Genomic DNA, 15,387 nt, shown 5'->3' with positions numbered 1-15,387 from the left:
CGGCCTCGCGGGGCACGGGCCCGGTCAGCCCTCCAGCGGCCGGGAGCCGATCAGGCCGGCGATCTGCTCCGGCGCCACGGCCCGCGAGTACAGCCAGCCCTGCCCGGTGTCGCAGCCGATCCGCCGCAGCCGCTCCGCCTGCCCGGCCGTCTCCACGCACTCCGCGGTGACGGTCAGGCCCAGGCGGTGGGCGAGCTGCACCATGGCCTCCACGATCGTCTCGTCGGCCGGGCTCGGATGCGTACCGTCCTCGTACCGGAAGCCCTTCACGAACGCCCCGTCCAGCTTCAGCACGGAGACGGGCAGGCGGCTGAGGTAGGCGAGGTTCGAGTACCCCGTCCCGAAGTCGTCGATGGCGATCCGCACGCCCATGTCGCTCAGTGCCTGGAGCGCCCGCAGCGGACGGCCGCCCGAGCCCATCACCGCCGACTCCGTCAGCTCCAGCTGGAGCAGCCCGGGGGCGAGCCCCGTCTCGGTCAGGATCTCCGCCACGTCCGCCACCAGGTCGGAGTCCCAGACCTGCCGTACGGCGACGTTGACGCTGATGAACAGGGGCGGCTCGTCCGGGTGGTCGAGTTGCCAGCGCCGCGCCTGGCGGCACGCGGTGCGCAGGATCCACCGGCCGAGCTGCACGATCGACCCGTCCTCCTCGGCGATCTGGACGAACCGATTCGGCGGCAGCACGCCGAACTGCGGGTGGTTCCAGCGCACCAGGGCCTCGACGCCGCGCAGCACCCCGTCCGCCATCCCGACCAACGGCTGGTACTCCAGAGTGAACTCGCCCCGCTCCACGGCGGGCCGGAGCGTCGAGGAGAGGGACTGCCGGGTCATGCGGTGGGCGTTGCGCTCGGGGTCGAACAGGGTCCAGCGGGCCCTGCCGTCCGCCTTCGCCCAGTACAACGTGGTGTCGGCGGCCTGCATCAGACCGGTGGGCGAGGTGCCCGCCGCGACCCGCTCGACCACCCCGATCGACGCGGAGACCGAGAGCCGCTGCCCGGCCAGGTCGAACGGCTGCTGGAGCGCGGCGAGGACCGAACGGGCCAGGTCGGTCAGCTCCTCGGTGCCGGCCGAGTCCTCGACCAGGACCGCGAACTCGTCGCCGCCCAGCCGGGCCACCAGCCGGTTGCCCCCGGCGTTGCGGGAGGCGTCGTTCTCCGCGCAGTCGGTGAGCCGCGCGGCGACGGCGGCCAGCAGCCGGTCCCCGGTCCGGTGGCCCAGGGTGTCGTTGATCGCCTTGAAACCGTCCAGGTCCAGATAGCAGAGCCCGATCCGGGCCTGCCGCCGGGCCGGCATCGAGTCGTCCTGGTACGGCGGGGTCTCCAGCACCGTGGCGAGGCGCTCGAAGAACAGCGTCCGGTTGGGCAGCCGGGTCACCGGGTCGTGCATCTGGAGGTGGCGCAGCCGCTCCTGGAGCTCGCGCCGGTCGCTGACGTCGGCGACCGTCAGGAGGACCCGGGCGGGCTCGGTGGCCGAGGCCCCGGTCATCGGCACGACGGTGATCTCGGCCCACAGGAACCGCCCGTCGGGGTGTTTGAGGCGGCGGGCGCAGCGGAACCGGGAACGGCGGCCCAGCAGGACCTCGCGGTAGGCGTGCCAGGTGCGGTCGTCGGAGGCGAGGTCGAGCAGCTCGCTCGCCTGCCGTCCGGTCAGGACCGCCGCCGGCGCGCCCAGCAGCCCGCCCAGCGCCTCGTTGGCCCGGACGACGTGGCCCCGGCCGTCGATGACGCCCATGGGGAGTGCGGCGGCGTTGAACGCGGCCCGGTGGTCGCGCAGCTCGGACGCGGCGGAGCACTCCCCGGGGCCGGACGCCCCGGCGGGGTCCGGCGCGCTCGCGGAGGCGGGGCCGACGGCCCCGGCGGCCGGGTGCGACGCGGCGGGGGGCGGGTGGCCCGCCTCCGCCGTATGACGCTCCGTGACCGGCGCGGGGGGCACGCCGGAGGCCGTGCCTGCCGGGGTGCTCGGCCCTTCGGAGGTTCCGCTCACCGCTCGCTCCCGCTGTCAAGATCGTCGTGAACTGGTGGGGTCGGACAGGCCACCGTGTGGCGGTCCCGGGAAGGGCCCGTTCCACGCGGGAAAGCGTGGTGAAGCATAGAGGGTGGCGCGTCGGCCGTTCCAGCTCACCGTCCGGTCCGGGCCACCGGGAAGGCCCCCCGAGGGGCGTAATCCAGCCTTCCGGTTTGCCCGGCCCTGGTCTTTTCTGTGCGGATCTGTTGCAGGAGCGGGCTGGACCGATCGGCGGTGACGTTCCGTGAAGGCGTGGCGAGTGCTTTCGTCCGCTGACCCGTGTGGGGCAGCAGAACAGGGCGTGGCGTGGTGAAGCGGCACAGGGTGGACGGGATGGACCGTGTTCCCCACCCGGAGGTCGATGTGCCGTCCCGTCGCGGAGCCGAGGGAGCGGAACGGCCGCCCCTGCGCAGTCTGGCCGCCGCCGCCACCTCCCTCCTGGCGCTCGCCGCCATGTCCCTGGTCGCGGGCCCCGCCGTGGCCGCCGCGGGGGACGCCGCGCCCTGCGCCCTGCCCCGGACGGCGGCGCACCACTCGCTCGGCCTGGACACCTGGAACACGGCCTACCCGCAACCCGACGAGGGCCTCGACGCGGTCATGGTCTTCCTGTCCTTCCCGGACTCCGAGCCCAGGGTCGACCCCGAGGTGCTCGCCGCCGACCACTTCCCGGCCACCACCCGCTTCTTCGAACGCGCCAGCTACGGCCGGTTCACCCTGCGCCCGCACCCCCGGCAGGTCTGGACGCCGATGCCGCGCGACTCCACCTGGTACGGCATAGAGCGCGACTGGAACGCCGAGCGGCGCTCCGCCTACCTCCGCGACGCCGTCGCCGCCGCCGACGAGGACGTGGACTTCTCCCGGTACGACGTCGTCTACCTGGTGGCCGATCCGGACGCCCCCGGCGTCGACTCCGACGCCACCAAGGTCGTCAACTTCGACCGGCCCCTGCGCGCCGACGGCAGCGACATCCGGCGGGTCGTCACGGTCTTCGAGCAGCACCCGCCCGACCGCAACGTCCTCGCCCACGAGACCGGGCACGTCTTCGACCTGGCCGACCTCTACCACCGGCCCGTCGACGGCAAGGGCGACTGGGACACCTACGTCGGTGACTGGGACGTCATGGGCAGCCAGTTCGGGCTCGCCCCCGACCTGTTCGGCTGGCACAAGTGGAAGCTCGGCTGGCTCGGCGGGCGCCAGGTCGTCTGCGTCCAGGGGGCGGCCGACCTCACTCTGGAACCGGTCGCCGCCGCCCCGCCGCCCGGCGGCACGCTCGGAACCCGGCTCGCCGTCGTCCGTACCGGCTCCGACAGCGCACTGGCCGTCGAGGCCCGCAGCGCCACCGGGAACGACCGGACCACCTGCGCCGAAGGCATCCTGGTCTACCGCGTCCGCAGCGAGACGGCTTCCGGCGGCGGCCCCGTCGAGGTGATCGACACCCACCCGGGGACCGGGGCCTGCTGGGGCCGCTCGGTCTACCCGCCGCTGGCCGACGCCCCGCTCGGGGTGGGGGAGACCTTCACCGTCCCGGGTGAGGGCATCCGCATCGAAGTCGCGGACCGTACGCCGTCCGGGTCCTGGACCGTCCGGATCACCGCCGGCGTCTGAGCCCGCGCACACCCCCGCAGGACGTTCCCGCAGGACACGAAGAAGCCCCCCGCTTCCGCGAGGGGCTTCTTCCGTCGGTGCGCCGTCAGGGACTCGAACCCCGGACCCGCTGATTAAGAGTCAGCTGCTCTAACCAACTGAGCTAACGGCGCCTGCTGACGTCGTAGACATTAGCACCCTGGTCCGCCCGAGGAAAAATCGTCCGGTCCCCGGCCCGGGGGAGCGGGGACCTGCTCACCCGTACGCACGCCCAGAGCAGCACGTCGGGGCCCGGCAGCCACGGGGAACGGGTGTCGGGGGCGACCAGCCAGCGCGGCCCGCCGTCCGGGGACGCGCAGGTCAGCGGCGGTACGGTCACGGCGTCACCGGTGCCGTGGCAGAGCAGGGACGGCATCGCGCCACGCCGCTCCCCGGCCTCGTCCACGCCCTCGGGGCCGCCGGGCCCCCACTCCTCCCAGGAGAGCAGCGAGGGCAGCCGCTGGGCCGTCCCGGGGGTGGCGAACAACAGCATGCGGCCCCGGTGCGTGGCGACCGGGCCGGAGCCGGGCCCCTCGGCCCAGAGCCGCTCCAGCATCCGCCGTCCGAACAGGGCCGGCACGTTCACCACGTCGAAGGCGGAACCGCAGGGGAGTACCCCGGGTGCGGTCGGCCGCTCCTCCCACTGGGCGAGCGTGCTGCGCGGGTAGGGGGTGGCCCCGGCCAGCCAGGCGGCGCCGGCCGCCGTGACCTGTGCGGCCTGGGAACCGCACTGGTCCCGCAGCAGGGCGAAGAGGCCGACGCCGTGGTGCGGGGCGGCACCGGGGTGCAGGGTCGTTTCGTCTTTCAGCCATGCGCTCATGGAGCAAGGTCTACCAAGAGTGACGGAACTGATTCCGAGAGTTGCCGGAAAACGGGACAGGGCGGCGGAGGGAGGGGTATCTTGCCCGCCGGAATATGCCACGGGCCCTGACCTCCGGCCTGGTGCCGCCCCACCTGCCCCTCAGGTCCCACCGGTCTCCTCGGCGCCCCGGGCCCCGTACGGGAGCACGCGCCCCCGGATCCCGGGTGCGGGGCGCGCCCCCCGGCCTGCCCGAGCGCGGGCTCGCGGCTTCCGTGCGGGCCCTGGCTCGCACCGGCCCGGGCCCGCACCGGCCCGGGCCCGCACGGTCCGGCTCAGGCCCTCGGCGTGTCCAGCAGGGAGCGGCCGAACTCGATCATCTTCTTCGCGTAGTCCTCGGTCCACTCCGCGCGCTCCGCGACGTCCGCAGCCGTCAGCCGGTCGAACCGGCGCGGATCGGCGAGCTGCGCCGCCGCGATCGCCTGGAACTCCACCGACCGGTCCGTCGCCACCCGGAACGCCTGGGTCAGCTCGGTCGCCCGGGCCAGCAGCTCCCCGGGGTCCTCCATCGACTCCAGGTCGAAGAAGTGCTCCGGGTCCGCCACGGCCTGAGACGGCTCGAAGAGCAGCGGCGCGGGACGCAGCCGCTGCCGTTCGTTCCGCTCGGACTCTGTCATGTGCTGTTCCTTCCTCGCGCGGCCGGGACGGCCACCTTCCATTGTCCGACCCCGCGCAAGAGGCCCCGCCCGGCAGCCCCGCTACGGCCGCCACCGGACCCGGTGCTCGGCGAGGTGGGCCAGCACCGCGTGGTTGGCCTCCCAGCCGTCCGGGAACTTCACCGTGACGCCCAGCTGGACCGGCTCCGTGGACGGGTGCTCGTCCAGCAGCTCCGCCACCCCCTCCCGGCACACCACGACGCAGGCGTGCCGGTGCCGGGACGCCAGCACGCACAGCCGGCCCGTCTCCAGGTGGAACGCGGTCGCGTCGGGCCGCCCCGACAGCGGGTGCAGCACCACCGTGACGTCGAACTCACGGCCCTGGAGCCGGTTCGCCGTGTCCACCGCCACCCCCGTGACGCCCAGCTCCGCGAGGGCCGCCCGCACCGCCGCCGCCTGGTCGCGGTGGGCCGTGCCGACCGCCACCCGGTCCGCCGTCACCGGAACGGGCCCGTCCGCCCGCTCGCTCGTCGCGACGCCGCCCCGGTCCAGCAGCCGCCGGACCACCAGCGCCACCGCCCGTACCGCCTCGGGGTCGGTGCGCGGGGTGTGCCGGGCCGGCAGCTCCAGCAGCCCCCACCCGGACTCCGCCGCCTCGTCCAGCACCCGGTCGGGCCCCGAGCCGTCCGACGCCACCCCGAACGAGAGCTTCCGGTCCCCGTGGCCCGTACCGCTGCGGAACGGCGTGTACGGGTAGAACGCGTCCGACACCAGCGGGGCCGCCGACGCCGGGAGCCGCCAGGAGACCGGCAGCCGGTGCTGCGGCAGCTCCGGATTGTGCGCCAGCAGCGTGGAGACCGCGCTCGCGGACGGGTCGTAGCTCAGCCCCGCCCACTGGTCCGCGCCCACGATCGAGAACGGGTCCAGCTGGCCCGGATCCCCGACGAACAGCGCCCGCTCGAACAGCCCGGCCACCGCCAGCAGCGCATCCGAGCGCATCTGGTACGCCTCGTCGACGATCGCGTGCCCCCACGGCTCCACGTTCTTCACGTGCGCCCACTTGGCGGCCGTCGAGATCACCACGTCGAGCCCGGCCAGATCCGCCGCCTTCGCCGACTTGGCGACGTTGGCGAGCCCGTCCAGGACCTTGTCGTACGGGTCGGAGTCGCTGCTGTGCAACCGCCCCACCGGCAGCTCCGGGTCCTTCTCCGCGAGCCGCACCACCAGGTCGTCGACCTGGGCGTTGGTCTGCGCGATCACCATCAGCGGACGCCCGGCGGCGGCCAGCTCCAGGGCCGCCCGCACCACCAGGGTCGACTTGCCCGCGCCGGGGGGCGAGTCCACGACGACGCCCCGGCTGCCGCCGTGCAGGGTGTCGTCGAGGATCGCGCCGGTCGCACGGGCCGCCGCCGCGCCCGGGTCGAAGACGGCGGTCACAGCGGTCCCTCCGGGGCGGTGGGCGTCGGGGTCACAGCAGGTCCTCCGGGGTGACGGGGTCGGGGTGCTCCGCGCGTGCGGCGGCGTCCGCGCCCGGCGGACCGCCGTGGGTCCACGGCGTCTCCTCCGGGTCCGGCAGCTTCGGCCCGCCGCGCTGGTCGTGCTCGAACAGGGTCCAGGCGATCCGCTCCCCGGGCTCCGGCACCGAGCCGGGCGCGGGCTCCCTGCCCCGGCCCATCCGGTCCAGGACCCGCAGCACCAGCAGGACCTCGCCGCCGTCGGCGGGCCCGGGGGCCGGGGGGCCCTCCGCCCCGGCCGGGAAGCCGCCCGCGTCAGCCGTGGAGCCCGGGGGCGTCCCGGCTGCGGACCCGGGCGCGCCCGCGCCGTCCGGGGGGCTCTCCGCGTACCGTACGAACTCCGCCGTCTGCGGCTTCCCGTCCAGGGAGCGGTAGACCTTCGTCCGCTCGGCCAGGTGCGGGCGCTCGTCCGTGCGGACCGTGACCAGCGGGCGCGGGGAGGGCCGCTTGGACTCGGTGTACGCCATCTCCACCCCGGTCACCGTGGCGAGGAACGCCTCGCCCGCCAGCCGCCGCCCCGCCAGCACCAGCGGATCGTCCAGCGCCTCCTGCGCCTCCAACTGCGCCTGGGCGGTCTCCCGGGACGCCAGCTTCTGGGCCGCCGTCACCGCGTCGTCGCGGCGCGGCTGCGGCGGCTCGCCCGAGCGCACCCGGTCGCGGTGGCCGGTGAACGACCACCGGTCCCGGGACCAGCGGTCCTCGGCCCGGTCCCCCTCGGGCAGCTCCCGCAGCAGGTCCAGACCCCGCCACACCGCGTCCCAGGTCGGCAGCATCACCCGCGCCAGCAGCGAACGGATCTGCCGCTCGGCGCCGCTCAGTTCGGCCAGGCGGGCATCGGCGGCCAACCCGTCCTCGGCGGAGGCGAACGCCGTCCGGGCCCGGTCGTACCGCTCGATCGCCGGGGCGAGCAGGCGGTTGTCGAAGTCCGGGTCGGTCGCCGGACCGGCCGGCGGGCACAGCAACTGGCCCTCCCCGTCCCGGGCCAGCTCCGCCCGGAGCGCCGCCTCGGCCCCCGAGGAGCCGGCCGGCGGGTCGATCCAGGACAGCAGCGCGCCCAGGTGCTGGTCCTCCAGGCTGCTCTGCCCGGTCGCCCAGTGCCGGTTCAGCAGATCCGTCGCGGCCAGCAGCAGGGAGGAGCCGGGCACCCGGGCCCGCTCCCCGTAGTGCGTCAGCCAGCGGCCCAGCAGCGGCACCCGCGCCGGGGCCGGATACGGGGTGTCCGGGTCCTCCTCGGCGGTGCGGCGGAACCGCATCGACCGGCCCAGCAGCCGGACGAACTCGATGCCCGCCCGGCTCGGCACGATCAGCTGGGCGGCGTCCGTGCACAGTTCGACCTCGACCTTGGTCCTCTTGCCGGTCGCCGGGTCCGTCTCGTTGCGCTCGGCGGGCTCGACGACGTCCGCGTACGCCTCGATGTGCGGCAGGACTGCCTCCGCCAGCTCGGCCAGGAACGCGAACCGCAGCTCCCGGTCGCGCGGCTGGGCCACGGCCAGCAGCCGGGGCGCCTCGCGGTCCGTGCCGACCAACGCCCCGAGCGGGGCCCCGGCCTCACCGGCGGTGGTCAGCGGCACCAGCACGAGCGGCCGGTCGGTGAGGTGGCGGTGGCGCACGGTCGCCAGCGGCTGGGCGCGACCCGAGTCGACGGCCTCCAGCCGGGCCAGGGTGGTGATCAGCGACACGGGCCCGCCCCCTCGGACGCCCCGGGAACCGCATCGGCCGCGCCCCCGGCCCCCGACGCTCCGCGGTCCGCGCCGCCCCCGGGCGGGGAGGCCGCTTCCCACGCCCCGCCCCCGGCGCGCAGGGCGGCGGCGCTCTCCAGGGCCTCGGCGCGCAGGGCGGCGGCCCGGCGGAGCGCGGCGACCGTGGGGTCGGCGGGATCGCCCTCCTTGCCCGCGGCGGCGGCCAGCACCCCGGCCACCGTGGTCAGCCCGCCCAACTCGCCCCGGACACCGCGGCCCAGCGCCTCCACCGCGCCCTCGGCGCGGGACTTCGCCCGGCAGTGGAAGGCCAGTTCGCAGGCGGCCAGGCACTCCGGGGCGTACGCCGGTGGCACCGCGGCCACGGCGGCGTCCAACTCCTCGGGGGCGCACGCCGGATCGAACGTCGTCCCCTCCGGCAGCTCCGCCGCGATGTCCTCGATCCGGGTCAGCCGGGTCAGCTGCCGCCGGGTCACAGCACGCTGCTTGCGTACGTCCACGACGGAGGCGGTCGGCAGGTTGGAGAAGTCCTTGGGGCAGACCAGCAGCACTCGGTGCCCGACCTCCGCGCCCTCGGTCACCGCAGCGACCCGCTCCAGCGCCAGCACGTAGACGGCGGCCTGCCGGGCGGCGGCGCCGACCTTCGACGCGTCGGCCGACGCGTCGATCATGGGGAACGACTTGATCTCGACCACCGTCCACCGCCCGTCCGGGTGCACCACCACCGCGTCGGGCTCCAGATAGGCGGGGGAGCCCGCCACCTCCAGGGCCAGCATCGGGTGGTCCAGCAGGGCCCAGCCGCCCGCCGCGGTCGCCTCCCGCAGGGCGAGGGCGGTGCGCGCGGCGCGGCCCTCGGGGCCGGCGGCGCTCAGATCGGGTGCGGCGGCGTCCCCGGCCGGGGCCGGCGCTCCGCCGCCGAGCCGCTCGTACAGCAGGCGCAGCAGCTCGGCGCCGCCGTCGGCCTTGACCTTCGCCTCGAACGCGTTGCCCCGCATGAAGGCGAACTGGGACTGCCCGAAGGGGGCCGGGGAGCCCAGCGCGGTGGCCAGCACGCCCTTGTCCACCCCCGCGCCGTCGAGCAGGGCCCGCCGCTTGCAGCCGGGGTTGGCGGCGAGGGCGGCGAGGGCTCTCGCGTCGAGCGGATGCGGTGCGACGGACGGGCCGCGCAGCTCAGCGAGCCGCTGCCGGAGCGTCGTCGCTGGTGGCCGCGGGGCCGGCGCCGTCGGCTGACGCGCCGTCGACTGCCGTGCCGGGGGGATCTGCGGAGGTGGTCCGCTGGCCGGGGATGCGCTCACCCGGGGAAGTCTCGCATCCTGTACTGACATTCGGGGGCGTGGCCGCGGATACGGCACCGGCGGCGGGCCGTTGGCGACCGCCCCCGGGCCGGCCCCTCGCCCCGTCCCCCGCCGCCTTCGCCGTCCCGCCCGCGGCCCCCCTCCCGGACCCGTCCGCGGGCCCGCCGGTGAACAGGACGGCGGCCGGCCCGGTGAACCGGGCCGCGCCCCACGCCTTGGCCCGGTCGGCGCACCGCGTCACGGGCTTGACCAGCAGGGCTCCGGCCCCCATCACCGCCGCGCCCGCGACGGCGTCCAGGAAGTAGTGGTTGGCGGTGCCCATCACGATGAGCGTGGTGAGCAGCGGATAGGCGATGCCCGCCACCCGTACGAGGGGGTGGCGGCCGTGCCGCCACAGCAGGATTCCGCACCAGAGCGACCAGCCGACGTGCAGGCTGGGCATCGCCGCGTACTGGTTGGTCATCCCGCTCAGCCCGCGCGGGGCGCTCGCCCCCGCGCCCCACCAGCCGTACGCGCTGTACTGCGCCATCGTGTCGACGAAGCCGTGGCTCGCGTCCAGCAGCCGGGGCGGGCAGGTCGGCATCAGCGAGAAACCGACCAGTCCCAGCAGCGTGGAGTTCATCAGCCAGATCCGGGCCGACCGGTACAGCGCCGACCGGCGCCGGAACATCCATATGAGGACGGCCGGGGTGACCGCGTAATGCAGGGAGGCGTACGCGAAGTCGGCGGGTATCCCGAGGGAGGGCGTGGTGGTGAGGAGACGGTTCAGCGGGTGTTCGGCGTTGAGGTGCAGCGCCTGTTCGAGGCGGAGTATCGCCAGGCCGTGGTCGACCGCCGTCGTCACGTCCCCGCGGACCAGGAGCCGCCCCACCGAGTACAGCGCGTAGACCACCGCGATCAGCGGCAGCTCGGTCCACCAGCGGGGCCGATGACCGGCCGCGGGCTGCGCGATGGCGTGCGGCATCCGGTAGCTCCCCCAAGGTCGTGCGGCCGACGGCGAACGTTCAACCGTACGGTGGCGCCGTGCCCCCGTATCCACCGGGGGCCTCTTCCGGACGCCCGGCCGCAGCGGTTCCGCCGGGCCCGATCCCGCTGCCCGGCCGCCGCGCAGGGAGGGACGCCGGCCGGGCCCGGCAGGTTGCCCGCCGATCCGCTACGGGATGATGGAAGGTCCCACCAGCACCAGCACCAGCACCAGCGTTCCAGGGAGAGCCTTCATGGCACCGCGCATCCTCCTCGCCCGCCACGGCCAGACCCAGTGGTCGGTCCGGGGCAACCACACCGGCCGGACGGACATTCCGCTCCTGGACTCGGGGCGCGAGGGCGCCGTGCTGCTCGGCGAGCGGCTGCACCGGGCGCCGTGGGACGGGCTGCCCGGGGTCGAGGTCCGCACCAGCCCGCTGGTCCGGGCCGCCGAGACCTGCCGGCTCGCCGGGTTCGGGGAGCGGGCCGAGCCGTGGGACGCGCTGATGGAGTGGGACTACGGGGCGTACGAGGGGCTGACCCCCGCAGAGATCAAGGCGGACCGGCCCGACTGGCTGATCTGGCGCGACGGGGTTCCCGGGGGCGAGTCCGTCGCCGACGTCACGGCCCGCGCGGACGAGATCGTCGCCTGGGCGCGGTCGGCGGACCGGGACGTCCTGGTCTTCGCCCACGGCCACATCCTGCGGGCGCTGGGGGCTCGATGGCTGGGCGAGGACCTGTCCTTCGGCGCGCGCGTGCGGCTGGAGCCGACGTCGCTGTCGGTGCTGGGGTGGGCGTACGGGATGCCGGCCCTGGAACGCTGGAACGACACGGGCCACCTGGACCGGTAGCGGGTCAGCGGGTCAGTCCTCCGTGCCCGTCCGGCCCGGCCCGTCCGACGCGCCGGGGAACGTCCCGTGGCGGGCCAGGAAGGCCGCCACGTCCGCCGCTCCGGCCCGGGGCTCCAGCATCCGAGCCGCCTCCGCCAGCATTCCCCGGATCCGCGACGACTGCACCCGGTCCAGCAGGTCCAGCACCTGGTGGCCCGTCGCCGCCGCCTCGTCCACCCGGCCCGCCCGCGCCAGGTCCGCCGTGAGCTGCGCCCGGTACAGCGCCAGGTTCCGGGTGAAGTGGGCGTCCTGGAGCACCGTCGCCCGCCGCCCGTGCCGCGCCGCCCGGGACCAGTCGCCCAGCGCCGACCAGCACTGCGCCTCCAGCAGCTCCAGCTCCGCCTCCCGGAAGAAGCTCATCCACTCCGGATCGCCCGCCGCCGGGCCCCGCTCGAACGCCGACCGGGCCCGTCCGATCGCCCGGTCGCACCCCGTCCGGTCCCCGAGCCCCGCCCGGCCCCCCGCCTCCCGCAGCGCCAGCAGCGCCACCAGCCGGTGCGACCCGAGCGTGCGGGCCGCCCGCAGCCCGGCCTCCGCCGCCCGGACCGCCTCCCGCGGCCGACCCGCGTCCCGGGCCAGGAACGAGGTGTTGCAGAACGCGTGCGCCTCCAGCCCCGCGTCCCCCGCCAGCCGCGCCGTGGCCAGCGCCTCCGCGTAGTGCGAGCGGGCGTCGTCGAGCCGCCCCGAGTCGTGGGCCAGCCACCCCACCGAGAGGGCCAGCTCGCCCGCGCCCGCGTGCAGCCGGTCCGACGTGGCCCGCCGTGCGGTGGTCCCGGCGTCCAGCAGTTCGTAGGCCGCGCGCAGCGGGCGGGCGGCCCGCCGGTAGAGCCCGTCCGCGCCGCGCCGGTCGTCCAGCAGCCGGATCTGCCGTACGGCTTCCTCGACGGCGCTCACCTCCGCCTCGCCGACCCGGCGCTGCGCGGGCAGGGAGACCCGGGGGGCGGCGGAGGCGTGCGGCCGGCCGAAGCCCAGGGAAGCGGCGGCCACCGTGGCGGTGCCGCTCGTCATGAACACGCGACGCAGCACGTCGCTCTCCTCGGGGATGTCGTGGATGTCGGGGGCGCCGGGGACGCCGGGGCCGGCGGGGCCTTCATCGGGGTCGGGGGCGCGACCGGGACGGGCGGACGGGGAGGGCGCCGCGTGGCCGGCCGCGGGCGGGGGTCCGGAGGCGATCCGGGCGCCCCGCCCCCGTACGGTCTCGCGTGCCGAGAACCCCAGGTCGGTCAGGGCGAGCCCGGGGAACATGTGCAGGAAGACGCGTTCGTAGGCGTAGTTGGGGCAGCGGATCTCCCCGGACTCCACGCGCCCGATGTACCGGGCGTCGCACGCGACCTGCTCCCCGATCTCCCGCGCCGCTCGGCGGACGGCCGCCGCGAACTCCCCGGCGGAGCGCGGCCCGCGCAGCCGGCGGAAGGCGAGGTTGGGAACTGCCGCTGTCGACGCCATGACCGGTCCCTCTCTGGTGCGGCCGGGGTGCGTGCCACCCGGTGTCCCCGGTGCCCCGGCGGAGCATGAACGTACCTGCTGTGACGAGCCGCACACACAGCGTTTCGTTGCGAAAAGGGGCATACCGCTCCTGAACCGCCATGAACTGCCACCCTTTGCGGCGGTGTCGGGCCGTAGCCCTTGACGCTCCCCAGGCGTTGGTCCCCGTGGAGACGGAGTGTGGCTCCGTTCGGCGATGAGAGGAGGGGTTCCCTTGTTGCACCTCGGCGGGGAGACCAGCTCACGGACGACCGCGACGCAACCGGTGACCCCCGAGCCGCCGGTGACCCCCGAGCCCCCGGCGGCCCCGGCCCAGGGGAGCCCGTCCTGCGACCTGGTCACGGTCCCGGCCCGGCAGGGGCTGGAAGCCGTCGACATCCTGCGGCGCGGACGGGACCAGGAGGCGGTCGGCCCGGTCCTGCACGACGGGGCCTGCGACATCCTCGGCTTCCTCGTGCCCCCGGGCACCGCCGAGGGCTGGGACGTGCCCGGCAGCGCCTGTACGCGGACCGACGGGCGCGGGCTGCGCCTCCCCGTCGTGCCGCCCGTCTCCGGCTCCGGCTGGCTGCTGCCGCCCGCCGAGGACGCCCCGGTCACCGATCCGGCCGTGCTCCGCGCCGCCCTCGACCAGGCCGCCCGGATCATCGAGGCGGCCGACAACTGCCGCTGAGCCCATAATGGGCACACCGGCCGGACACCTTCGCGAGGCCGGCGAACCGGGCCCCCACCAGCAAGGACCAGCGAACGTGGCACGTCGAGGAGGGCAGGGCGGGGGCAAGGCCGCGGCCAAGGACAAGGCCGCGGCCAAGGGTGCGGGCGCGAAGGCGCAGGGGCGTCGGAGCGGCGGCCGGGCCGAGCGCGAGCCGGTTTCCCGGCCGGTCGGCGGCGGGGTCGCCGAGCTCATACCCGACCGGGAGCGCCCCCGCGGCTGGACGCTCCTGATCGACGGGGCCCCGCAGTCCCACGTGGACCTCGACGACCCCGCGCACCTCTCGTTCGCCTACCAGCGCCGCATCGGCCACGTCATCGACCTCGCCGCGCCCCCCTCGCAGCCCCTGCACGTCCTGCACCTGGGCGGCGGCGCGTTCACCCTCGCCCGCTACACCGCCGCCACCCGCCCCCGCTCCACCCAGCAGATCGTCGAACTCGACGCCCCCCTCGTCCAGCTCGTCCGCGACCACCTCCCGCTGGACCCCCGGGCCCGCGTCCGGGTCCGGGCGGCGGACGCCCGCGAAGGGCTCGGCAAGTTCCCGGACGGCTGGGCGGACCTGATCGTCGCGGACGTGTTCGGCGGGGCCCGCACCCCCGCCCATCTCACCTCCGCCGAGTTCCTCACCGAGGTGCGCCGGGTGCTCAAGCCCGCCGGCCGGTACGCCGCCAACCTCGCGGACGGCCCCCCGCTCGCCCACCTGCGCGGCCAGGTGGCCACCGCCGCCGCCGTCTTCCCCGAACTGGCACTCGCCGCCGACCCGGTGGTGTGGCGGGGCCGCCGCTTCGGCAACGCGGTGCTGCTCGCCTCCGCCCTGCCGCTCCCGGTCGCGGAGTTCACCCGGCGGGTGGCGACCGACCCGCACCCCGGCCGCGTCGAACACGGCCGCGCGCTCACCGACTTCACCGGCGGGGCGGCCGTCGTCACCGACGCGGCGGCCGAGCCCTCGCCCGCGCCCCCGCCGTCCGTCTTCGAGAACCCCTGACCCCCCGCGGGCCCCCGACCGGCTCGCCCTGCCTCACGGCTCGACGACCTGCACCGTCGGCGGCGTCCCGTTCCAGGTGCAGAACACCGAGTACGTCGTCCCGTCCTCGCCGCCCCCGTCGCTGAAGTCCACCCGGATCCAGGCGTCGTTGGTCCACACCTGCATCGACCAGCCCGGCTCCGGGGTCGCGGAGACGAGCTTCGCCGACCGCCTGCCCAGCTCGAACACCACCCGGCCGCCGTCCGTCCGGTAGCCCTTCACCTCGCCCGAGGCCGACGAACCGGCCGATCCGGACGCCCCGGACGCCCCGGCGGTCCCGGACGCCCCGGTCCGCGTGGACGGTCTCGACGGGGCGGGCGGCGGCGTACGGGCGGGAGGCGGGGCGGACGCCGAGGGGCGCACGCCGCCGGAGCGCGGGGAGCCGGTGGGGGAGGGCGACGGCCGGTGCGTCGAGGAGACGAGCGGCGGGCCGCCTCCCTGCCCGACGTGCGGGGGAGCCCCGGGGCCCACCGAGACCGGCACGGTCCGGGGCCGGTCGTAGAGCGTCCCCGACATGACCGTGTGCACGCCCCACCACGAGAGCGTGACCGCCGCGCCGGTGGCGAGCGTCCACGCCAGCACGTGTACCAGTCCTCGTCGCATCGGGCACATCCTGCACCACCCGGGCCGCCTCCGCCCCGCCTCCGTACGGCACTTGGCGGCGGCGAGGGCCCCCGTACACGCCCTTCTCCGGCCTTTGCGGAGGATTGCGGCGGGGTCGGGACCGG

Annotated in this window: 13 protein-coding genes and 1 tRNA gene; 4 read left to right on the top strand and 10 right to left on the bottom strand. The window is 75.9% G+C overall.

Going from position 1 to position 15,387, the window contains the following annotated elements; translation table 11 throughout:
• Positions 1–24: 24 nt before the first annotated feature.
• On the bottom strand, positions 25–1,983 hold the full coding sequence (locus ACH4K1_RS17040; RefSeq protein WP_398090109.1) for a putative bifunctional diguanylate cyclase/phosphodiesterase: 1,959 nt from the start codon (positions 1,981–1,983) through the stop codon (positions 25–27).
• A 354-nt stretch (positions 1,984–2,337) separates the two neighbouring features.
• On the opposite strand from ACH4K1_RS17040, the gene ACH4K1_RS17035 reads away from it, so the two are divergent.
• Complete coding sequence (locus ACH4K1_RS17035; RefSeq protein ID WP_398090108.1) at positions 2,338–3,609, top strand: M6 family metalloprotease domain-containing protein; 1,272 nt, start codon at positions 2,338–2,340, stop codon at positions 3,607–3,609.
• 78 nt (positions 3,610–3,687) lie between these two features.
• Here ACH4K1_RS17035 and ACH4K1_RS17030 read toward each other — a convergent pair.
• From ACH4K1_RS17030 to ACH4K1_RS17000, 7 genes are all read right to left on the bottom strand, one after another.
• Positions 3,688–3,761: transfer RNA gene (locus tag ACH4K1_RS17030), tRNA-Lys, on the bottom strand.
• The gene (locus tag ACH4K1_RS17025) at positions 3,752–4,447 is read right to left on the bottom strand and encodes a bifunctional DNA primase/polymerase (protein ID WP_398090107.1); all 696 of its coding nucleotides are present in this window, start codon (positions 4,445–4,447) and stop codon (positions 3,752–3,754) included. The genes ACH4K1_RS17030 and ACH4K1_RS17025 overlap by 10 nt, the downstream gene beginning before the upstream one ends.
• A 314-nt stretch (positions 4,448–4,761) precedes the next feature.
• Positions 4,762–5,103, bottom strand: a complete 342-nt coding sequence (locus ACH4K1_RS17020; protein WP_398090106.1) for a hypothetical protein — start codon at positions 5,101–5,103, stop codon at positions 4,762–4,764.
• Between the two features lie 81 nt (positions 5,104–5,184).
• Positions 5,185–6,519 carry an AAA domain-containing protein gene (locus tag ACH4K1_RS17015; RefSeq protein WP_398090105.1) on the bottom strand — a complete coding sequence of 445 codons (1,335 nt, stop codon included), beginning with the start codon at positions 6,517–6,519 and terminating at the stop codon, positions 5,185–5,187.
• A gap of 31 nt (positions 6,520–6,550) precedes the next feature.
• Positions 6,551–8,275 (bottom strand): hypothetical protein, encoded by a 1,725-nt coding sequence (locus ACH4K1_RS17010; protein ID WP_398090104.1) that lies wholly within the window; start codon positions 8,273–8,275, stop codon positions 6,551–6,553.
• Positions 8,266–9,357 (bottom strand): hypothetical protein, encoded by a 1,092-nt coding sequence (locus ACH4K1_RS17005; protein WP_398090255.1) that lies wholly within the window; start codon positions 9,355–9,357, stop codon positions 8,266–8,268. The genes ACH4K1_RS17010 and ACH4K1_RS17005 overlap by 10 nt, the downstream gene beginning before the upstream one ends.
• A 106-nt stretch (positions 9,358–9,463) precedes the next feature.
• Entirely contained in the window at positions 9,464–10,552 is a 1,089-nt protein-coding gene (locus ACH4K1_RS17000; protein WP_398090103.1) for a phosphatase PAP2 family protein, read from the bottom strand.
• Between the two features lie 253 nt (positions 10,553–10,805).
• On the opposite strand from ACH4K1_RS17000, the gene ACH4K1_RS16995 reads away from it, so the two are divergent.
• Complete coding sequence (locus ACH4K1_RS16995) at positions 10,806–11,402, top strand: histidine phosphatase family protein (RefSeq protein WP_398090102.1); 597 nt, start codon at positions 10,806–10,808, stop codon at positions 11,400–11,402.
• A gap of 12 nt (positions 11,403–11,414) precedes the next feature.
• On the opposite strand, the gene ACH4K1_RS16990 is transcribed toward ACH4K1_RS16995, so the two are convergent.
• Positions 11,415–12,887 (bottom strand): tetratricopeptide repeat protein, encoded by a 1,473-nt coding sequence (locus ACH4K1_RS16990; protein ID WP_398090101.1) that lies wholly within the window; start codon positions 12,885–12,887, stop codon positions 11,415–11,417.
• Between the two features lie 253 nt (positions 12,888–13,140).
• Between ACH4K1_RS16990 and ACH4K1_RS16985 the strand changes: the two genes are divergently transcribed.
• Together ACH4K1_RS16985 and ACH4K1_RS16980 are read left to right on the top strand one after the other, a co-directional pair.
• Complete coding sequence (locus ACH4K1_RS16985; RefSeq protein ID WP_398090100.1) at positions 13,141–13,596, top strand: hypothetical protein; 456 nt, start codon at positions 13,141–13,143, stop codon at positions 13,594–13,596.
• Between the two features lie 76 nt (positions 13,597–13,672).
• A complete protein-coding gene (locus ACH4K1_RS16980) occupies positions 13,673–14,620 on the top strand; it encodes a spermidine synthase (protein WP_398090099.1) in 948 nt (315 codons plus the stop codon).
• A 33-nt stretch (positions 14,621–14,653) separates the two neighbouring features.
• Here the strand turns inward: ACH4K1_RS16980 and ACH4K1_RS16975 are convergent, their stop codons facing one another.
• Entirely contained in the window at positions 14,654–15,262 is a 609-nt protein-coding gene (locus ACH4K1_RS16975) for a hypothetical protein (RefSeq protein WP_398090098.1), read from the bottom strand.
• Between the last annotated feature and the right edge of the window lie 125 nt (positions 15,263–15,387).

The sequence above is a fragment of the Streptomyces sp. NPDC017448 genome (genome assembly GCF_044330565.1).
GTDB lineage: Bacteria > Actinomycetota > Actinomycetes > Streptomycetales > Streptomycetaceae > Streptomyces.
The sequence above is the reverse complement of the archived record's forward strand: the minus strand, read 5'-3'. Positions and strand labels throughout refer to the sequence as shown.